The organism is Mycolicibacterium sp. XJ870, from assembly GCF_053483975.1.
The window spans coordinates 240,848-258,131 of record NZ_JBEFTI010000001.1 but is presented as its reverse complement, the minus strand read 5'-3'; the positions used below and the strand labels follow the sequence as shown (position 1 = coordinate 258,131).

Here is a 17,284-nt window from a genome sequence, read left to right as displayed (position 1 = left end):
ACCACAGGCAGCATTGAGTCGCTCGATGAGCAAAGATACGTACCGTCCGGCGTCCACGCGGGGAGGTTAGCGCGGCGGGGTGACAGGCTGTGTCAATTCGAACGGGAGCTGACACTGACCAGGCGTACACATCAGCCGCAGATGGTCGTCAATAACCTTGACGACTTCCACAAGCACAAACTGCCCCGATAGACCGCGCGAGCCGCCAACCCAAGCACCCTAGTCATAGATGACGTCCAATCCCCGCCTCCGAAGATCGGCCAAAGTGTCCCGCATTGCTTGCAGTTGTTCAGGCGTATGCCCCACCCAGTCGGTGACCTCACCGACGATTTTCACGGGCTCGCGGGTCCGGTAGGAGCGGGTCGGGTTTCCGGGAAGCTTCTTGTCTGTCACGTTCGGGTCGTCTTCCAGCGCACCTTCGGGTTCCACAATGTAGATGCGGCCCCGTCCCTCGCCGGTTGCCATTTCGGCTCCCCACACCGCGGCATCCAATGTCTGGGTCACATAGACGTGGTTCATGATGCGTCCTGCTTCGTAGTTCGACTCGCGCCCGGGCACCAGCCGTTCCCCCACCGCAAGGTCAGCCTTGGTGCCGTGCAGGAACGCACCCGACTCGTGCACTTCAAACGGTTTCGGCGTACTCGTCACAACATCCCCCTGTCATTCACGGTCGGACGATTGTGCAGCACACACGGGGCCTTGCCGCAAGCCCCACCCCCCGCCTTATAGTGAGAGTGGGAACAGCGCCAGAACCGGTGGCGCACAGCGATTCCGATCGATCCGCTGAAAACCCACCCACGCCGTGGATACGCTCCGAAGAGTCCTGACCTCCCGTCGAGAGGACTCCATGACCGCACTCGCGCAAGCGCTTGTCGGGGGGTTTCTCATCGGTGGGCTGTACGTGGCCATCAGCATCGGTTTCTCGTTGTCGTTCGGTGTTCTCGATGTCGTCGACCTCGCCGTCGGGATGTGGGTGGTCATCGGTGCGTTCGCCGCGATCGTGGCCAGCGAGAAGCTGAAGATCGACGCGTTCGCCCTGCTCCCGGCCGTGTTCGTGGTCTTCGGGGTCGTGGGCTGGCTCATCGCGCCCCTGATCTATCGGGTCCGGACAAGCAAGTACGCCCTGCCGGCGCTGATGGGCCTGGCGTTCACCTTCGGGCTCGCCACGATGATCCGCGGCGGCCTGCTCACGGTGTTCGGTTACAACCCACGCACCGTGCCCACCAACCTCTTTCCCGGCAACATCGAGGTGCTCGGCATCACCGCACCCACGATCCGGGTGGCCGGCTTCGCCTTCGCACTGGTCGCCACCGGCCTGTTCCTGGCGTTCCTGTTCTACACCCGCACCGGTCTCGCGATCCGAGCCACCGCGCAGAGCAAAGAAAACGCCGGGTTGATGGGCATCGACGTCAAGCGGATCAGCAGCCTGGTGTACGCCATCTACACCGGGCTCACCGCGATGGCCGGCGCGCTGCTGGGCGCCATCTACGCGATGACTCCGGAAGTCGGCCTGCGCTACACGCTGTTCGCGTTCTTCGTCGTGGTGTTGGCCGGGCTCGGCTCGGTGGTCGGGGTCCTGGTCGCCGGACTGTTCCTGGGCGTACTGCAGTCTTTGGTCACGACCTACGTCGGCGCCAACTACACACTGCTGGTGGTCTTCGGGGTGTTGTTCGTCGCGCTGTTGCTGTTCCCACAAGGCATCTCGCGGCGGGGGCTGGCATGAGAACCAAAAGGCCCGCCTCCGGCGGCAATCCATTCCTCAACCTCGGCGTGCTCGCCCTCGTCGTCGCGGCGCTGTGTCTGCTGCCGATGATGACGTCGCCGTACTACGTCCGGGTGGCCACCGGCGTCGCATTGTGGGCTGGAATCGCCTTGTCCTGGAACGTCATCTGTGGGTATGCCGGCTACATCAGCTTCGGCCACGTCGCCTTCTTCGGCATCGGCGCCTACACCACGGCGATCCTGATGCAGCCCCAACACGATTGGAACTTCTGGGCGACCCTTCCCGTCGCGGCCGTCATCGCCGGCGCCGTTGCCGCACTGGTCGGCTGGCCTGCGCTTCGACTCAAAGGCGCGTACTTCGCCATCGCGACCTGGGCGCTGGCCGAGGCAGTCCGCGAGCTCACCACGGTCGTCGAGTTCACCGGCGGCTCCGGCGGACTCAGTACGCCGATCCGCGCCGACGACAACTTCTTCTTCTACACGATGCTCGCCGCCTCGGCGATCGCCTACGCCGTCTGCTATCTGCTGCTGGAACGCTCCCGGTTCGGTTTCCGAGTGAAGGCGGTGCGCGACAACGAGATCGCCGCCCGCGCGCAGGGCATCAACACCACCCTGGTCAAGATCGGCGCGTTCGTGCTGAGCGCGGTCATCCCCGCCGTGCTGGGTGGCATCAACGCGTACTGGATCACGTTCATCAACCCCCAGAGCGTGCTGAACACCCTCATCACCGACCAGCTGGTGGTGATGGTGCTCGTCGGCGGGCTCGGGCACGCGTGGGGCCCAGCGCTCGGCGCGACCGCGATGTACCTGCTGCAGGAGCAGCTGCGGGTCAGCTACGGCGAGACCACCGCCTACATCATCGTCGTCGGCGCGATCGTGATGGCGGTAGTGCTGTTCCTGCCTGACGGGCTGGTGAGCCTCGCGCGCCGCGCTCGACGAATGCGCTTGGTACGCCAACTCCTTGGCCGTGCCCGCGACGACCTCTTGCCCCAGAAGACCGGGGCCGGGCGATGACCGTGTTACAGGTCGAGAACCTATCCCGCTCGTTCGGCGGCATCCGCGCGGTCGACGCCGTCACGTTCGAGGTCGAGCAGGCCGAAATCGTCGGCATCATCGGGCCCAACGGCAGCGGCAAGAGCACCCTGTTCAACCTGCTCACCGGTGCCCTGAAGCCCGACAAGGGCACGGTCACGTTGTTCGACAAGCACATCACCCGACTGGCGGCCTACAAGATCGCCCGAGCCGGCCTCGGCCGCACCTTCCAGATCCCGGCGCTGTTCGTGAATATGACTGTGCGGGAGAATCTCTGGACCGCCGCGGTGCAATTCGACTGGGACAACGCGCGCGCCGACGCGGACGAGGTGCTGGAGCGCCTCGAGCTCACCCATGTCGCCGACGACCTCGCCAACACCTTGTCCGGCGGCCAGCAGCGCCTGGTGGAGATGGGCCGGGTGTTGATGCAGAAGCCGAAGGTTGCGTTGCTCGACGAGGTCGCCGCCGGTGTACACCCGCGGCTGCGCCAGATCATGCTCGACGCCATTCGCACGCTGCGCGACGCGGGTACGACGTTCCTGGTGATCGAGCACGACATGGAGCTCGCGCAGGACATCTGCGACCGGATCATCGTGATGGATGCCGGAAAGATCGTGGCGCAGGGCAGTTTTGAGGAGATCTCGCACGACCCGCACGTGATGGAGGCGTATCTGGGGGTGCCAACGAGTGAGTGATATTGCCGTCGAGGACCTCGACGCGGGCTACGGCAGCGTGCAGATCCTGCACCAGGTGTCGATGACTGCCCGCACCGGCGAGGTCACCTGCATCTTCGGGCCCAACGGCTGCGGGAAGAGCACTCTGCTGAAAGCGATGGTGGGAGTGATCGACCCGTGGGCGGGCAGCGTCAAAATCGACGACGACGACATCACCCACCTACCGTCGCATAAGACATTGGGCTGCGGGCTGGCGATGATGCCCCAGGGCGGCGGCGTGTTCCACCACCTCTCGGTACGCGAGAACCTGCGCATCGGCGGCTACACGATTCGCTCCCGAGAGCAGCTGGACCAACGGATCGAGGCGCTGCTGGAGGAGTTCCCCCGACTGCGGGAGCGATATTCCGTGCCGGCGGGCCAGCTCTCGGGCGGTGAGCAGATGATCCTGTCGATCGCCCGTGCGCTCGTGTTGAATCCACGGTTCCTGTTGTTCGACGAGCCGTCGGCGGGCCTGTCCCCCAAGCTCGTCGGGGACGTCCTGGTACGCGCCGCCGAACTCGCCCAGCGCGGCGTCGGCGTGATCATGATCGAGCAGAACATCCGCGAAGCGATGCGGGTGGCCGACAGGATGTATGTCCTTGTGGGAGGTCGCAACCGGTTCGACGGCACCCCTGCCGACGTGGCGGACGACCGCGAACTTATGCACCTCTATCTCGGGGGCCGCTGATATGAGAGGAAACATCATGTCCAACAACATCAACCGCCGCATCTTTCTGACGCGGGCCGGCCTCATCGCGGGCGGTGTGGTGGCCGCCCCAAGCGTGCTCGCCGCGTGCGGCGGCGACACAGGCGGCGGCGGGACGACCGACACGTTCAAGGTCGGCGCCGTGCTCGAGCTCTCCGGCGAGTCCGCGACCGGCGGCCAGATCGCGCAGCGCGGATACCAGCTGTGGGCCGACACGGTGAACAGCAAGGGCGGCTTGACCATTGGCGACAGGAAGTACAACGTCGACTTGGTCGTGCAAGACTGTAAGAGCGATCCCGCCACCGGTGCCGACGCGACCTCCCGACTGGTCACCGAGGAAGGCGTGAACGCCATCTTCGGCGCGTACACCAGCGGCGTGCAGCTCGCGATGGACCCGATCTGCGCCAAGTACCGGATCCCGTGCATCGCCGGCTCCGCGGAGTCGCCCAACGTCTGGAGGAAGCAGCCCGCCTTCACCTTTGGCGTCATCCCCGCCGTCGACACCACGGCGGCCCGCTCGATCCAGTCGATCGTGGACACCGCGAATCCCAAGCCCGTCACCGCGGCGGTCGTCGGCGCCAACGAGCCGTTCTCCGACGACACTGCCCAAGGGTTCCGCGCGGGCGCCGAGGCGGCGAAGCTCAATGTGGTGCACTTCTCACTGTTCCCGCCGAACGCCGACTTGGCGCCGGTCGCCCAGGTGGTCGCCGCGCAACGGCCCGACATCGTGGCGGTCGGCGGCCACGACATCCTGCTGGTCGACTTCGTGAAGGCGATGGCCGCGACGGGCTACACCCCGAAGGCGATCATCGAGCACTACGGGATTACCGATGCTTCCTTCGCGAAAGCCCTTGGCCGCCAAGCCGATGGCGTGATGGGCATCTCGGTGTGGTTGCCGACCGCGTCCTTCAGCGACGACCTGTTCGGCTCGGCCGCCGACTACGCGAAGGCATTCGAGGATGCGTACGGCTCACCGCCGGACTACACCGCCGCCGGGTGCAGCGCCGCCGGACGGGTGCTGCAGGCCGCCGTCGAGACACTGGGTGAGACACCGTCGCTGTCCGAGGACGCCCGGGTCAAGCTGAACGACCTGATCGCCGCGACCGACCTGCAGACCTTCTACGGGCCGATCAAATTCGCCACCGAGGGCGACCACTTCCACAACAACACCGCGCTCGACCCGATGCTAGTCCAGATCCAGGGCGGGCAGATCAAGGCGATCGCGCCGCCCGAATCAGCACAAGCGCCGATCGTCTACCCGCTGCCGCCGCTGACCTGAACGCCGGCCGTCTGCTCGGAGGTGGCGTAATCCCTACGCGCCGTTCAGGTTCGTCCGCGAATGCCGCCATACCCTTCGGCAGGAGGGTAAGTTGCTGAGTTTCTCGCGGGTGCGAACCGAAACCCCGACTTCGACGAGGGGATACATGAAGAGACGGATCTGTTCAACGAATACACCCGGCGCGAGGCAGTCGAGAAGATCGTGGGATCCCCAGTCATCTCGGCCGACTCCCACCAATCAGGCAGCCTGCTGGTGTTCGAAGAACGCGGCGCCGTCGTCAAGAGCGTCACGGTCGGTGGCGACTACCTGCGCGCCGACGGCTACACCTTTGGACCCAACGTGCTCATCGAGCCGTGGGGAAACGGCGCTATGCGCCTGATGCCGCCGGACGCCGGTTCCAGCCGCTGACTTGTCCGCCACCCCTTACCGCGCGAGCCTGGCATGGGTGACTGCACAGTCCTATAATGACTGCATCGAATGCAAACCAAAGGGGTGACTCATGCCAATCCTCACTGTGCGGAACCTGCCCGACGAGGTGCACCGAGCACTGCGGGTACGCGCCGCCAGCCATGGCCGTAGCACCGAGGCTGAGGTGCGGGCAATCCTGGAAGAGGCCGTCAAGCCCGAAGGCCACGTCAAGCTCGGTTCCCTATTGGCCGAGATCGGCCGTGGGGCCGCGCTTTCCGATGAGGACATGGCCGTGTTCGAGCAGCGCGAGAAAACCGCCGCACAGCCGATTGACCTGCAATGATCTTGGTCGACACCAACGTCATCTCCGAACCTTTGCGTAAATCACCCGAGGCGCGCGTCATCGAGTGGATCAACAATCAACCGCTCGAAACGCTCTACCTTTCGGCGATAAGCGTTGCCGAATTGCGTTTCGGGGTCGCGTCGTTGCCTGCCGGCAAACGCCGAAAGAGCCTCGCCGAGAGCCTGGAAACCCGTGTGCTGCCACTTTTCGCGAACCGAGTCCTGGCGTTCGACCTACCCGCGTCTCAAGCGTATGCCGATCTGATGAGCAAGGCCCGCGTAGCCGGGCGGGCAATCGCTGCCGCCGACGGTTATATCGCCGCAACAGCCGCCGCCAACCGGATGGCCGTGGCCACTCGGGATACCACGGCCTTCGATGCCGCGGGCGTACCCGTGATCAATCCCTGGCAGCCCTAGCAAGCCTGGACGACCCACCTACCAATTACAACGCGAGTAATCCTTCAAGAAACACCCGAAGAGGTCCTCACCCAACTCTCCTCGCACGATCGGGTCATAAACGCGCGCAGCACCATCCACCAGATCCAGTGGTGCGTGGAAGCCTTCCTCGGCCAGCCGCAGCTTGGTCGGGTGCGGGCGCTCGTCGGTGATCCACCCGGTGTCCACCGCGGTCATGAGAATGCCGTCCTGCTCCAGCATCTCCCCCGCGCTCGTGCGGGTCAGCATGTTCAGCGCGGCCTTGGCCATGTTGGTGTGAGGATGCCCGGGGCCCTTGTAGCCGCGGCTGAACTGGCCTTCCATCGCTGACACGTTCACCACGTACTTGCGCCGGGCCGACGACGCGGCAAGCGCCGGGCGCAGCCGGCTCACCAGAATGAACGGCGCAGTCTGGTTGCACAGCTGCACCTCGAGGAGTTCCATCGCGTCGACCTCGTGCACGCGTTGGGTCCAACTGTTGACCGACGCAGTATCGGGCAGCAGTCCGCCCGCGTCAATGGCGATCCCGGCTGCGATCCGCTCCGGCGACGCACTCCGAGCTTCCAGAGCAAGCGAAGTCAAAGCGTGCGCCGCAGGATGCTCGCCGAGACTGCCGGCCAGCGCATGGGGATGCGCGTCACTCACATGGTCGAAGGTGACCACGTCCACCAACTCCGGCGGCGGGGTGCGCTCGGCCTCGACCAGCGCGGCATACGAGCCCGGCGGGCGGCGCACCGTCTGCGCCGCATTGTTGATCAGGATGTCCAGCGGCCCCTGCGCGGCCACCTCGTCGGCCAGGGCGACCACCTGAGCCGGGTCACGCAGGTCGATCCCCACCACCCGCAGCCGGTGCAGCCAGTCGGCGCTGTCCTCCATCGCGGCGAAGCGGCGCACCGCGTCGTTGGGAAACCGGGTGGTGATCGTGGTGTGCGCGCCGTCGCGTAGCAGCCGCAGCGCGATGTACATGCCGATCTTGGCGCGCCCGCCGGTGAGCAGGGCGGTGCGCCCGGTCAGGTCGGTGCGGGCGTCGCGCTTGGCGCGGTTGACCGCGGCGCATTCCGGACAAAGCTGGTGGTAGAACGCGTCGACGACGGTGTGGTGGTTCTTGCAGATGTAGCAGGCCCGCGAGCGCCGCAGCGTGCCTGCGCTGGCCCCGACCGCGGTGGACACCAGCGGCAGACCTTGGGTTTCGTCGTCGATCCGGCCGGGCGCACCGGTGGCGGTGGCGGCGATGACGGCGCGGTCAGCAGCAGCGATCGCGTCGCGTTTGGCGTCCCTGCGGGCTTTCTTCACTGCCTTGAACAGGCCCGCGGTGGCCCGGCGCACAGCAACGGCGTCGGGGTGCTCGGGCGGCAGGGCCTGCACCTCGGAGAGCACCCGCAGGCACGCGCTGAGCTGGTCGGGGTCGATCGCGGTCACCGTGGAAGGGTACTGGGGTTGGGCCCAAATCCCATATCGAGCGAACGGCCGGTCAGCCCGGCAGCTGGTCGAGCCAGTCCGATTGTCCGTCGACCGGCCGGCCGTCGATCACGACGAGCGGGACCCCAGGCTCGGGGAACTGGCGCAGAACGGTGAGGTTGTTGGTTGCGACGGCATGGGGGTCGTGGCCGATCGGCAGACCGAATCTGATGAGATCCTGGGCCAGTGGGGGCGCGCCGACGCGGTTGGCCAGTCCGGCCAGCTGATTGTTGTCGAGATCGCTGGCCCCCTGCTCTTCCGGCTGCTGCTCGGCCGAAAAGATCTGCTGCACGAAGCGCCACGTGATGTCGCTCGACTGTGATTGGCCGGCCACAACGTACGCCGCGTAGATCGCTCGGCTGTCGTATGTGCCGCTGGCCGAATACTTTTCGAGGAAGTCCACGAATCGAAGGTTGACGTGGAGTGTGCCGGCCTCGATGCGTTTGCCTATGTCGTCGCCCTGGGTCTGGACCATCTTTCCGCTGAACGGGCACATCGGATCCAGGTAGAGGTCGATCTGCCCGGGCGCGGCCGGGTCGCCTATCGAGATGGCATCCCCGACCGGCGCCGCAGCCGCCGCGTGGGCCACTCCGGCGGTCGGCAAGGACATCAGTAGTGCCACGAGCAATCCAAGAACCACCCCGACGGCACGGACCACGTTTGTTCGATGCATGGGTCCCATCATGTCGTGTCGGGTCGGGTCGGATCAGAGTTGGTCGAGCAGTCCGTCCACCAGACTGGTCAATCTCGCAAAATGTGTTCCCGGCCAATAGATCTGTCCGCAGTCTGCGCAGCGGCCGAATTCGTCGTAATAGCGGCGGGTCAACGGCTCAAGTTTGTCGATCACCTCTTCCTTCTGCACCGCGGCCAACCGCCCATTGCACCGCACGCACCGGGTGAACGGCGCCACCCGCCGCCGCAGATCCAACCGCCGTATCACCTCCAGCGTCTGCTCCTCCGCCTGATCGGAGTGCACGAACAAGCCATGGGTGATTGCGCGACGCTTCAACAGCCCGCGGTCGCGAGTCAGCAGGATCCGCTGCTGATCCAGGCTGATATCGGCCAGCGTTTGATCGTCGGCGTCGCTCGACCACCACACGTCGAACCCGAGCACCCGAAGCAGCCTCGCCAGCCGACCAAGGTTGACGTCGATCACGAACCGCGGATCACGCAGGGGCTGCGGCCGCAGCCGGGCCGTCGACTCGATGTCGAGCGCCTCGAACATCGGATACACCGCGATGCGGTCGCCGACTGCCGGTCGATGCTCGAACCCAACTGGGTTGCCGTCCACCAGGATCAGGTCGATCTCGGTGTGCGGAATGCCCATCGCCTCGAGAACATCCTTGACGGTCTGATGGCTCTCGCAGGGACGGCGCACGGTCACACCGCGCGCCTCGGGTTCCAAGAAGTCGTTGAGCTCGGCGTATGCCCGGATGTCCACGAAGCCGGTCATACCGCCATGGTGCACGCGGCCGACGACCTGGGCAACGTCGAATATCGGGCCTACCGTAGGACCATGGCAGAACACGCGATCACTGTGGCGCATCCACCGGAACCGATGATGCGTGCCGTCAACCGCATCCTGCGGCTATTGTTGCGCACGCCGGTCGCAGGGCCCGCGCGCAAGCACTTCATGGTCGTGACCGTCCGTGGCCGAAAGACCGGGCGGCAGTACACGATTCCGCTGAGCGCACATCGAATCGGCAACGACCTCTACGCCATCACCGACGCGGCGTGGAAGCACAACTTCCGCGACGGTGCGACCGCCGAGGTCCTTTACGACGGGCAGACGACGACCATGCGCGGCGAACTCATCGAGGACCCCGTTGTGCTCGCCGAACTGTTGCGGCGCTGCACCGAGTCCTACGGCGTCAAACGCGCGCAGCTGATGATGGGGTTGACGTTCCGCGAGCAGCGGATTCCCACCGTGGAGGAGTTCACCGAAGCCGTCGACCGAGAGCACCTCGCCGCCATCCGATTGACTCCGGCCGGCTGATTCAAGCCAGCGCCGCCGACACTGCGTCATACGACGCGCGGTCAAAGGCCACCAACCTCACCTCGTCGACGCGGGTATCTGCCGCGGCGATGGTCTCGACGGCGGCTGCTATGGCGTCGTCACGCGGCCAGCCGTAGACGCCGGTGCTGATGAGTGGGAATGCGACACTTCGCGCGCCCAGTTCGTCGGCGACCTCCAGTGCACGGCGGTAACAGGATTGCAGCAGCGCACGGTCACGTTGTCCCGCATTGTAATTCGGACCGACCGTGTGGATGACCCATCGGGCGGGCAGTTCACCTGCGGTCGTCCACCCGGCGTCCCCGGTGGCGAGCCCGTCGGGGAACCTCTCGATGCAGTCACGCAGGATGGCCGGGCCACCACCGCGGTGTATTGCGCCGTCGACGCCGCCGCCTCCGCGCATCGCGTTGTTCGCTGCGTTGACGATCGCGTCGACATCCTGCGCGGTGATGTCCCCGTGCACGGCGGTGATGGTTGGCACGCTTCCAGCGTACGAGCACACTGTGTCAGTCCGGAATAGTGAAGGTCGGCCTATGACAAGCAACGAACATCCGGCGGCCGGCACGCCGTGGCCACACGACGACGTCCTGCACGCATGGTGGGTGCAACCTCGCCGACTCCTCGCCGGCGAATACCCGGGTGCGACGACGCCGGAGAAGGCTGCGGCCAAGCTGCGCCTGTTGGCAGAGGCCGGCGTCGACACCGTCATCGACCTGACCACCGAGCAAGACGGTCTGACGCCGTATGACGACCAACTCCGGGTAGCAGCCGACGAGGCTGGGCGGACAGTGCGGCGTTACGCGCATCCCATTCCCGACTACGGCGTCCTCGATCACGCAGGCTACGACGCCATCCTTGAACGCATCCACACCGAGTTGGACGCCGGGCGGATCGTGTACGTGCACTGCTGGGGCGGTAAAGGCCGCACCAGCACCGTGATTGGATGTCTACTCGCCGAGTCCGGGCTGAGCTACGAGGCTGTCATCGCCCGCATCGCCGAATTGCGTGTAGGCACAAGGAAAGCCGGATTTCCCTGCCCGGAAAGTACTGTCCAGCACGACCTGCTGCGCGAGCGCTGTGCTCGCTGAACGTTGGCATAGTTCTCGACGCCAAGGCCCCCCACTGTCTGCCATCCGAGCAAAGCCCACTTGGCGAAACGGCTACTGCCGCTTCACGGGTTCGCCAGAGCGCAGCTCATACTTCGTCGCCTCCAACGGGACACCCAGCTTCTCCTCAGCGGCTTTTCGACGAGCGGTCGCCTGCTCCGCGGTGATCTTCACGCGCCGCGGCTGGAGCTCGTCATCGATCATGCTGCCCATTTATGCCTCCGGGTCGACAACGCCAAACAGCCGCCATCTGTTCTGCTGCCGATCGTACGCCGCACCAATGATCTGATAACGCCGCGCATCGATGATCAGCATCTCGTGTTCCAACGGATAGTCAGACAACTCGCCAACGGGCAGAGCCGGCGTTCCGACTGGCACGAGCAAATCCAACGTCTGAGGTTCTACACGCCGCTCAGAGTGCGCCGGTATTGCCGCCATGGACGTCGACATGAACCCAGGCTCATCAAACACCTGCCCGACGATGTCCTCGGTAGCTCTCGCCGCAGTCGGTCCGGTGATACCGAAAACAGCACCACTAACTTCCCGCGGCCCCGCAACGCACCGTTGATCCGTTCGTAGCCGTTGAAGGCAAACGATTCGATCGCTGCGCGCTCCTCATCTGAAAGTCGATCGAGTGATCGTGTCTCGCTAGCGATACTGGCATAGCAGTATTTCCGCAGAGGGTCATCCGTACCATCGTCACCGGCTGCCACTCACCCATTATTGGGGCCCACAACGCATACCTGGCACGCGAATTCGCCGCCGACTCGACCCGTCGACGCCCATAGCTGCTCCCGTCAGGGACACTCCTCCGACATCCGCACCACACCGAAATCGATCTCGGTGCTCACGGTGAACTTCGCCCCCGCCGGCGGAGTCGAGGTGCACACCTGCCAACCGCGGTCACTGATCTGCGCCCTGCCCTGCCCGGTCAGATCGGTTGAGCTGCTGAACCACACCTCACCGCCCGTCAACGACTGGATCGCATCTTGCGCGCCTTGCAGGTCCTTGCCGATCAGATTCGGCATCGTCCACGCCGACTCGGCCGACGCCACCGGGCTCAACACGACGGCCAAGCCAACCGTCATCGCGGCCACCAACACACTTTTCATCACAACCTCCTGGTTTGGAAGTGAACCGCGCATCGTTGCACGCAGTACCGACAACCAGAGCGCGTGGGCAGCGACCTCGAAATGCGGTACCGCCGGTAGTACCGCATTTCCAACCCATATGCCACCTCCAACCTGGTGCAGATGTGGCGGAAGTGGCACGGCCGCACACCAAATGCCCCAATAACAACCACCAGCAACACCCATCTCGGTAACGTCGAATGAGATGAGCGGGTCACCGACGTGTTGATCGCGGCGTTACGCGATCTGCAGTGGCGGCGACGGCGATTCATGATCGCCGTGGTCGGCACCGGGTTAGTGTTTGCCATGACGTTGGTGTTGACGGGCCTGGCCAATGGTTTTCGGGTCGAGGCCGAACGCAGTGTCGACGCACTGGGTCTCGACGGGTTCATGATCAAGTCGGGTGCGGCAGGCCCATTTCTCGGCTCATCTCCGTTGCCGCCCAATGAAGTTCAGCGTGCCGCCCGTCTCTCTGGCGTCGAAACAGCGGTCCCGCTCGTCTACGGGTCGTCGACCATCCCCGCCGACGGCACCCCGCGCAACGTCAATGTATTCGGCGTGCCGGATGAGGGCCCGGGCGCGCCGGCGCTAGCAGCCGGCCGGGCAGCCCACGCCCCCGACGAGGTGGCGGTGTCGACGACAATGGACCGCCCGATCGGCGCCGACGTCGACATCGGCGCGGCAAAATTGCGCGTCGTCGGCCTGGTCGACGACGCCACCGCCCTGGCCGGCCAGGACAACGTCTACCTGACGGTCCCTGGCGCCCAACAACTGCTGTTCTCCGGGCAACGGCTGATCTCGTCGGTCGGCATCGTCGGCACTGCTGGGCCGCCACCGCCCGACTTCCGCATCGTCGACCGGGTCGGCGCCATCGACGACATGGTGCGACCGCTGCGCGGCGCCAACCAGGCGATGAGCTTGATGGCGGGCCTGCTGTGGGCGGTCGCGGCGTTGATCGTCGGCTCGGTGATCTACCTGTCGGCGCTGGAACGCACCCGCGACTTCGCGGTTTTCAAGGCCGTCGGTGTGGCTACCCGGTCCATCATGGCCGGATTGGCAATGCAGGCGGTGACGGTCGCGCTACTCGCGGCGCTGCTGGGCGCGGGCCTATCGCTGGTGCTCGGACCCCCGTTTCCGATGCGCTGCGACGTCCCCACCTTGGCGTTCGTCGCGCTGCCGGTTCTGGCCGTCGCGATCGGCCTGCTGGCCAGCGTTGCCGGGCTGCGCCGCGCCGTCAGCATCGACCCCGCCCTGGCGTTCCGAGGACCCTGACATGGCAGACCTACGCATCAAGGACCTCGTCGTGGAGTACTCCAGCGGCGGTTACGCGGTGCGCCCCATCGATGGCCTCGATCTCGATGTGCCAGCCGGATCGTTGGCAATTCTGTTGGGCCCCAGCGGTTGCGGCAAGACCACGCTGCTTTCCTGTCTGGGCGGGATTCTCAAACCCACCGCGGGCCGCATCGAGTTCGGCGACGTGGACCTGACGGCCCTGACCAAGAAAGAACTGTCAAAGTACCGGCGCGACACGGTCGGGATCGTGTTCCAGGCGTTCAACCTGGTGCCCAGCCTGACGGCATTGGAAAACGTGATGGTGCCACTGCGCGCCGCAGGCCGGACCCGGCACGCCGCGCGCGAACGCGCCGAAGAATTGCTGACGCGCGTCGGGCTGGAGCACCGGATGCACCACCGCCCCGGCGATCTCAGCGGCGGGCAGCAGCAACGCGTCGCGGTGGCCCGCGCGATCGCGCTCGACCCGCCACTGGTCCTGGCCGACGAGCCCACCGCTCACCTCGATTTCATCCAGGTCGAGGAAGTGCTCAGGCTCATCCGCGAGCTCGCCAGCGGGGAACATGTCGTGGTCGTCGCGACCCACGACACCCGCATCCTGCCGCTCGCCGACCGCGTCGTGGAACTCGTCCCGCACGTCGCCGTCGAACATCAGAACACCGAGTCCGTGCACCTCGATGCCGGCGAGGTGCTGTTCTCGCAAGGCGAGATGGGTGACCTGATCTATGTGGTCACTGACGGCGAAGTGGAGATCGCCCGCGAATTGGCCAGCGGCGGTGAAGAAGTCATCAAAGTGGTCGGCCCTGGCGACTATTTCGGGGAGATGGGGCCGTTGTTCAGCCTGCCCCGGTCGGCCACGGCGCGAGCGAAGACCGACGTGAACCTCATCGGCTACACGGTGCAGGCGTTCCGCGAATTGCTCGGCCCGACCGGCGCCCGCAACCTGATCGGGCAGCCTGAATCAGAGGACTGACGCACTTGTCGGTGGTGTTTTGTACCCATGAGTACTCCATATCCTCCTGCGCCCGGCGGTCAGTACCCGCAGCCCGCTGTACCCGCCAAGAAGCGGAAGTGGCCGTGGGTCGCCGGTGTCGTGGTCTTTTTGATCGCGGTGTCCTCGTTCTCCGGCGGCGACAAGAAGGAGCCGGAGAACGACGCACGGCCCGCCCCGACGGCCGTCGCTCAGGCCCCGGCCCCGGCGCCCGAACCGGAACCCGTTGCCGCGACGATGAACACCCCGGTCCGCGACGGCAAGTTCGAGTTCGTCGTCAAGGCTGTCCAGCCGGGCCTCGCCGAGGTCGGCGACAACCCGTACCTGATTGAGAAGGCTCAGGGACAGTTCGTCATCGTCACGCTCAGCGTGGCGAATATCGGCGACCAGGCACAGGGGTTCAGCCCGTCCAACCAGAAGCTGTTCGACACCGAGGGCCGCAGTTTCGAGAGCGACTCAATGGCTCAGATCGCGTTGGGAAGCTCCGATATTCCGGTGTGGGACAACATCAATCCTGGCAACACGGTCGACGTGTCACTTGTCTACGACATGCCGGCCGCGGCGACGCCGGCCAGCATCGAGTTGCACGATTCGATGTTCTCCGGCGGAGTGATGGTGAATCTGACGCCATAGGGTGCAAGGCCGCCCCTTGGTCCACGGGGCGGCCTTCACATCAACGGCCCTTCGTACTACAGTCCGTAGTAGCCGAGGCCGAGGGGGCATGATGCGGTGGCGCGGAGTTTCTCACGTCGAGTTCGCGGTGTTGGACTACGACGATTCGATCGCGTTCTACGACGCGATGTTCGGCTGGCTCGGATACAGCGCCTTCTCGACGCTGGACATGGAGTACCAGTCGATCTACTACATGACACGGTTTGACAACCCGCACAGCTACATCGGGATCCAGCCGGCGCATACCGGGAACAAGCTGGCGCACACCGACCAAGCAGTCGGGATCAATCACATTGCGCTGTGGGCCCGAAGCCGAACCGAGGTCGACCGCTTTCATCGCGACTTCTTGATCAAACGGGACCTCCCTGTCACCGACGAACCCAAGGAATACCCGCAGTACCGGCCCGGCTATTACGCCGTGTTCTTCGACGACCCGATCAACGGGATTCATTGGGAGCTGGCCTGGATGCCGAAAATTCCCACCCCGCGCCAAATGTGGTCGTTCTATCGTGCACTTCGCAGCGAAACACAGCGGCGCCCAGACCTGGCGAACACCGTGCCCGGCGTTATGTGGCAGGCGAGGCGAACCCTACCGCCCCGGTGATCGGCCTACCTGCGCCACAGAAGACGGCACGTCCCGCAGCGCCCGCACACGAATCCGGGCCCCGCGCTTGGGCACCAGCGTCACATGCTTGACCCGTTGCTTTTCGTCGGCGGCCGTCGTCGCTAAAAGCTCAGCGCGGCGAAGGATTTCGCGTAGCACCACCCGCAGCTCCACCATGGCGAACGTCGCGCCCAGGCAGCGACGGTTGCCGCCACCGAACGGGAACCACGTGGTGGGGCTCAATGTCTCGCCGAGCATCCGGTCGGGATCAAACCGCGAAGGGTCCGGGTACACGTCGCCGCTGGCGTGCACCAGCCCGATCCCCGGCGTCACCATCACCCCGGCAGGCAGCCGGTAGCCGGCCAGCTCGACCGGCTCGGTCAGGATCCGGCCCACGTCGAACACCACTGGCCGGATCCGCAGGGTCTCCTTGGCCACCGCGTCGAGGTACTCGTCGTCCCCTTCTTGCGCAGCCCGCACAGCCTTGTCCAGGATCGCCGGGTGCCGCGTCAACCGTTCCAACGCCCACGACAACGCGGTCGCGGTGGTCTCGTGCCCCGCCACGAGCAACGTCATCAGTTGGTCGCGGAGTTCTCGATCCGTCATGGCGCGGCCGTCATCGTGGGCGGCACGGACCAACATGGCCAGCACATCCGTGCGGCCGGCCAGGTCAGGGTCGGCGCGACGATCGGCGATCTCCGCGTACAGCAGTCGGTCAGCCGCCGCGATGTTGCGCTCCAAAGCCCGCCACGGACGTCGACGTTGCAGGCCTGGGGTCGCGATAGCCAGAGACTCCCACGCACTCACGCTGAGCAGCCGCGGCATCACCTCGCGCAGCGCGGCCAGCCGGGCCGGGTCAGAGGCGCCGATCACCGTCCGCAGGATCACCTCCAGCGTGATCTCGGCCATCTTCGGCGCCGCCGCGAACGTCCGGTCCACCGGCCAGCCTGCAATGTTGGCCGCAGCGATCTCCGCCATCACAGAGGCCTGCCGGGCAACGGCATCGCGGTGGAACGGCGGCAGCATCAACCGCCGGCGATCGCGATGGACTTCCTCGTCAATCACCAGCACCGAACTGTCCCCGAGCAGCCCACTGAGCATCGAGTTCGCTTCCCCGGCATGGAAAACCGTCGGAGAACCGGCGAACACCACCTTGATGTCAGCAGGATCGGCCAGATATACCAAGGTGCCCATCGACGCGATCCGCAGCGTGAACGCGTCGCCGTAGCGGCGACGGCACGCGGACACGAACCGCGGCCAATACCGAAGCATCAGCGCGGCCTGCACCGACGACGGAAGCCGGGGCCCGGGCGGCAGCATGGTCGACGCGCTCACACCCCCACCCTACGAGCGTCCTCGCCGCAACGAGTCACAAACCAGTG

The 17,284-nt window shown here is 65.5% G+C and carries 23 protein-coding genes; 14 read left to right on the top strand and 9 right to left on the bottom strand.

Features of this window, described 5'->3' with window-relative positions:
* Positions 1-219: 219 nt before the first annotated feature.
* The gene (arr, locus tag ABQF30_RS01350) at positions 220-648 is read right to left on the bottom strand and encodes an NAD(+)--rifampin ADP-ribosyltransferase (RefSeq protein ID WP_448460411.1); all 429 of its coding nucleotides are present in this window, start codon (positions 646-648) and stop codon (positions 220-222) included.
* A gap of 199 nt (positions 649-847) precedes the next feature.
* Here arr and ABQF30_RS01345 point away from each other — a divergent pair, with 199 nt between their 5' ends.
* The 8 genes from ABQF30_RS01345 (at position 848) to ABQF30_RS01310 (ending at position 6,619) form a co-directional block, all read left to right on the top strand.
* Positions 848-1,723: a branched-chain amino acid ABC transporter permease gene (locus ABQF30_RS01345; protein ID WP_448460409.1), complete on the top strand. Its 876-nt coding sequence runs from the start codon at positions 848-850 to the stop codon at positions 1,721-1,723.
* Positions 1,720-2,736, top strand: a complete 1,017-nt coding sequence (locus ABQF30_RS01340; RefSeq protein WP_448460407.1) for a branched-chain amino acid ABC transporter permease — start codon at positions 1,720-1,722, stop codon at positions 2,734-2,736. The genes ABQF30_RS01345 and ABQF30_RS01340 overlap by 4 nt, the downstream gene beginning before the upstream one ends.
* Complete coding sequence (locus ABQF30_RS01335) at positions 2,733-3,449, top strand: ABC transporter ATP-binding protein (protein WP_448460405.1); 717 nt, start codon at positions 2,733-2,735, stop codon at positions 3,447-3,449. The genes ABQF30_RS01340 and ABQF30_RS01335 overlap by 4 nt, the downstream gene beginning before the upstream one ends.
* Positions 3,442-4,155, top strand: a complete 714-nt coding sequence (locus ABQF30_RS01330; RefSeq protein WP_448460403.1) for an ABC transporter ATP-binding protein — start codon at positions 3,442-3,444, stop codon at positions 4,153-4,155. The genes ABQF30_RS01335 and ABQF30_RS01330 overlap by 8 nt, the downstream gene beginning before the upstream one ends.
* A gap of 16 nt (positions 4,156-4,171) precedes the next feature.
* A complete protein-coding gene (locus tag ABQF30_RS01325; RefSeq protein WP_448460401.1) occupies positions 4,172-5,452 on the top strand; it encodes an amino acid ABC transporter substrate-binding protein in 1,281 nt (426 codons plus the stop codon).
* 201 nt (positions 5,453-5,653) lie between these two features.
* Positions 5,654-5,860, top strand: coding sequence for a hypothetical protein (locus ABQF30_RS01320; RefSeq protein ID WP_448460399.1), 207 nt, complete (start codon positions 5,654-5,656; stop codon positions 5,858-5,860).
* 91 nt (positions 5,861-5,951) lie between these two features.
* Complete coding sequence (locus tag ABQF30_RS01315; RefSeq protein WP_448460397.1) at positions 5,952-6,203, top strand: FitA-like ribbon-helix-helix domain-containing protein; 252 nt, start codon at positions 5,952-5,954, stop codon at positions 6,201-6,203.
* Positions 6,200-6,619: a type II toxin-antitoxin system VapC family toxin gene (locus ABQF30_RS01310; RefSeq protein ID WP_448460395.1), complete on the top strand. Its 420-nt coding sequence runs from the start codon at positions 6,200-6,202 to the stop codon at positions 6,617-6,619. Before ABQF30_RS01315 ends, ABQF30_RS01310 begins: the two co-directional genes overlap by 4 nt.
* Before the next feature lie 18 nt (positions 6,620-6,637).
* Here ABQF30_RS01310 and ABQF30_RS01305 read toward each other — a convergent pair whose 3' ends face one another.
* From ABQF30_RS01305 to ABQF30_RS01295, 3 genes are read right to left on the bottom strand one after another with little or no spacing between them, the layout of a single operon-like run.
* The gene (locus ABQF30_RS01305; RefSeq protein ID WP_448460393.1) at positions 6,638-8,056 is read right to left on the bottom strand and encodes an SDR family NAD(P)-dependent oxidoreductase; all 1,419 of its coding nucleotides are present in this window, start codon (positions 8,054-8,056) and stop codon (positions 6,638-6,640) included.
* A 52-nt stretch (positions 8,057-8,108) separates the two neighbouring features.
* Positions 8,109-8,777: a thioredoxin domain-containing protein gene (locus ABQF30_RS01300; protein WP_448463351.1), complete on the bottom strand. Its 669-nt coding sequence runs from the start codon at positions 8,775-8,777 to the stop codon at positions 8,109-8,111.
* Between the two features lie 24 nt (positions 8,778-8,801).
* On the bottom strand, positions 8,802-9,548 hold the full coding sequence (locus ABQF30_RS01295; protein WP_448460391.1) for a Mut7-C RNAse domain-containing protein: 747 nt from the start codon (positions 9,546-9,548) through the stop codon (positions 8,802-8,804).
* Positions 9,549-9,611: 63 nt separating this feature from the next.
* On the opposite strand from ABQF30_RS01295, the gene ABQF30_RS01290 reads away from it, so the two are divergent.
* Complete coding sequence (locus ABQF30_RS01290) at positions 9,612-10,091, top strand: hypothetical protein (protein ID WP_448460389.1); 480 nt, start codon at positions 9,612-9,614, stop codon at positions 10,089-10,091.
* A gap of 1 nt (position 10,092) precedes the next feature.
* Here ABQF30_RS01290 and ABQF30_RS01285 read toward each other — a convergent pair whose 3' ends face one another.
* Positions 10,093-10,590, bottom strand: coding sequence for an O-acetyl-ADP-ribose deacetylase (locus ABQF30_RS01285; protein WP_448460387.1), 498 nt, complete (start codon positions 10,588-10,590; stop codon positions 10,093-10,095).
* 52 nt (positions 10,591-10,642) lie between these two features.
* On the opposite strand from ABQF30_RS01285, the gene ABQF30_RS01280 reads away from it, so the two are divergent.
* The gene (locus ABQF30_RS01280) at positions 10,643-11,197 is read left to right on the top strand and encodes a protein-tyrosine phosphatase family protein (protein WP_448460385.1); all 555 of its coding nucleotides are present in this window, start codon (positions 10,643-10,645) and stop codon (positions 11,195-11,197) included.
* 72 nt (positions 11,198-11,269) lie between these two features.
* On the opposite strand, the gene ABQF30_RS01275 is transcribed toward ABQF30_RS01280, so the two are convergent.
* The 3 genes from ABQF30_RS01275 to ABQF30_RS01265 all read right to left on the bottom strand — a co-directional run bounded on the left by ABQF30_RS01275 (position 11,270) and on the right by ABQF30_RS01265 (position 12,327).
* Positions 11,270-11,428, bottom strand: a complete 159-nt coding sequence (locus ABQF30_RS01275; protein ID WP_448460383.1) for a hypothetical protein — start codon at positions 11,426-11,428, stop codon at positions 11,270-11,272.
* On the bottom strand, positions 11,429-11,734 hold the full coding sequence (locus ABQF30_RS01270; protein WP_448463349.1) for an ADP-ribosyltransferase: 306 nt from the start codon (positions 11,732-11,734) through the stop codon (positions 11,429-11,431).
* 278 nt (positions 11,735-12,012) lie between these two features.
* Positions 12,013-12,327 (bottom strand): hypothetical protein, encoded by a 315-nt coding sequence (locus ABQF30_RS01265; protein WP_448460381.1) that lies wholly within the window; start codon positions 12,325-12,327, stop codon positions 12,013-12,015.
* A gap of 240 nt (positions 12,328-12,567) precedes the next feature.
* Between ABQF30_RS01265 and ABQF30_RS01260 the strand changes: the two genes are divergently transcribed.
* The 4 genes from ABQF30_RS01260 (at position 12,568) to ABQF30_RS01245 (ending at position 15,902) form a co-directional block, all read left to right on the top strand.
* A complete protein-coding gene (locus tag ABQF30_RS01260; RefSeq protein ID WP_448460379.1) occupies positions 12,568-13,617 on the top strand; it encodes an ABC transporter permease in 1,050 nt (349 codons plus the stop codon).
* 1 nt (position 13,618) lies between these two features.
* Positions 13,619-14,608, top strand: a complete 990-nt coding sequence (locus ABQF30_RS01255; RefSeq protein ID WP_448460377.1) for an ABC transporter ATP-binding protein — start codon at positions 13,619-13,621, stop codon at positions 14,606-14,608.
* 27 nt (positions 14,609-14,635) lie between these two features.
* Complete coding sequence (locus tag ABQF30_RS01250) at positions 14,636-15,259, top strand: DUF4352 domain-containing protein (RefSeq protein ID WP_448460375.1); 624 nt, start codon at positions 14,636-14,638, stop codon at positions 15,257-15,259.
* Between the two features lie 91 nt (positions 15,260-15,350).
* Entirely contained in the window at positions 15,351-15,902 is a 552-nt protein-coding gene (locus ABQF30_RS01245; RefSeq protein ID WP_448463347.1) for a VOC family protein, read from the top strand.
* Here the strand turns inward: ABQF30_RS01245 and ABQF30_RS01240 are convergent.
* Positions 15,888-17,222 (bottom strand): cytochrome P450, encoded by a 1,335-nt coding sequence (locus tag ABQF30_RS01240; protein WP_448463345.1) that lies wholly within the window; start codon positions 17,220-17,222, stop codon positions 15,888-15,890. The two genes, ABQF30_RS01245 and ABQF30_RS01240, sit on opposite strands and share 15 nt — an antisense overlap.
* Positions 17,223-17,284: the final 62 nt, after the last annotated feature.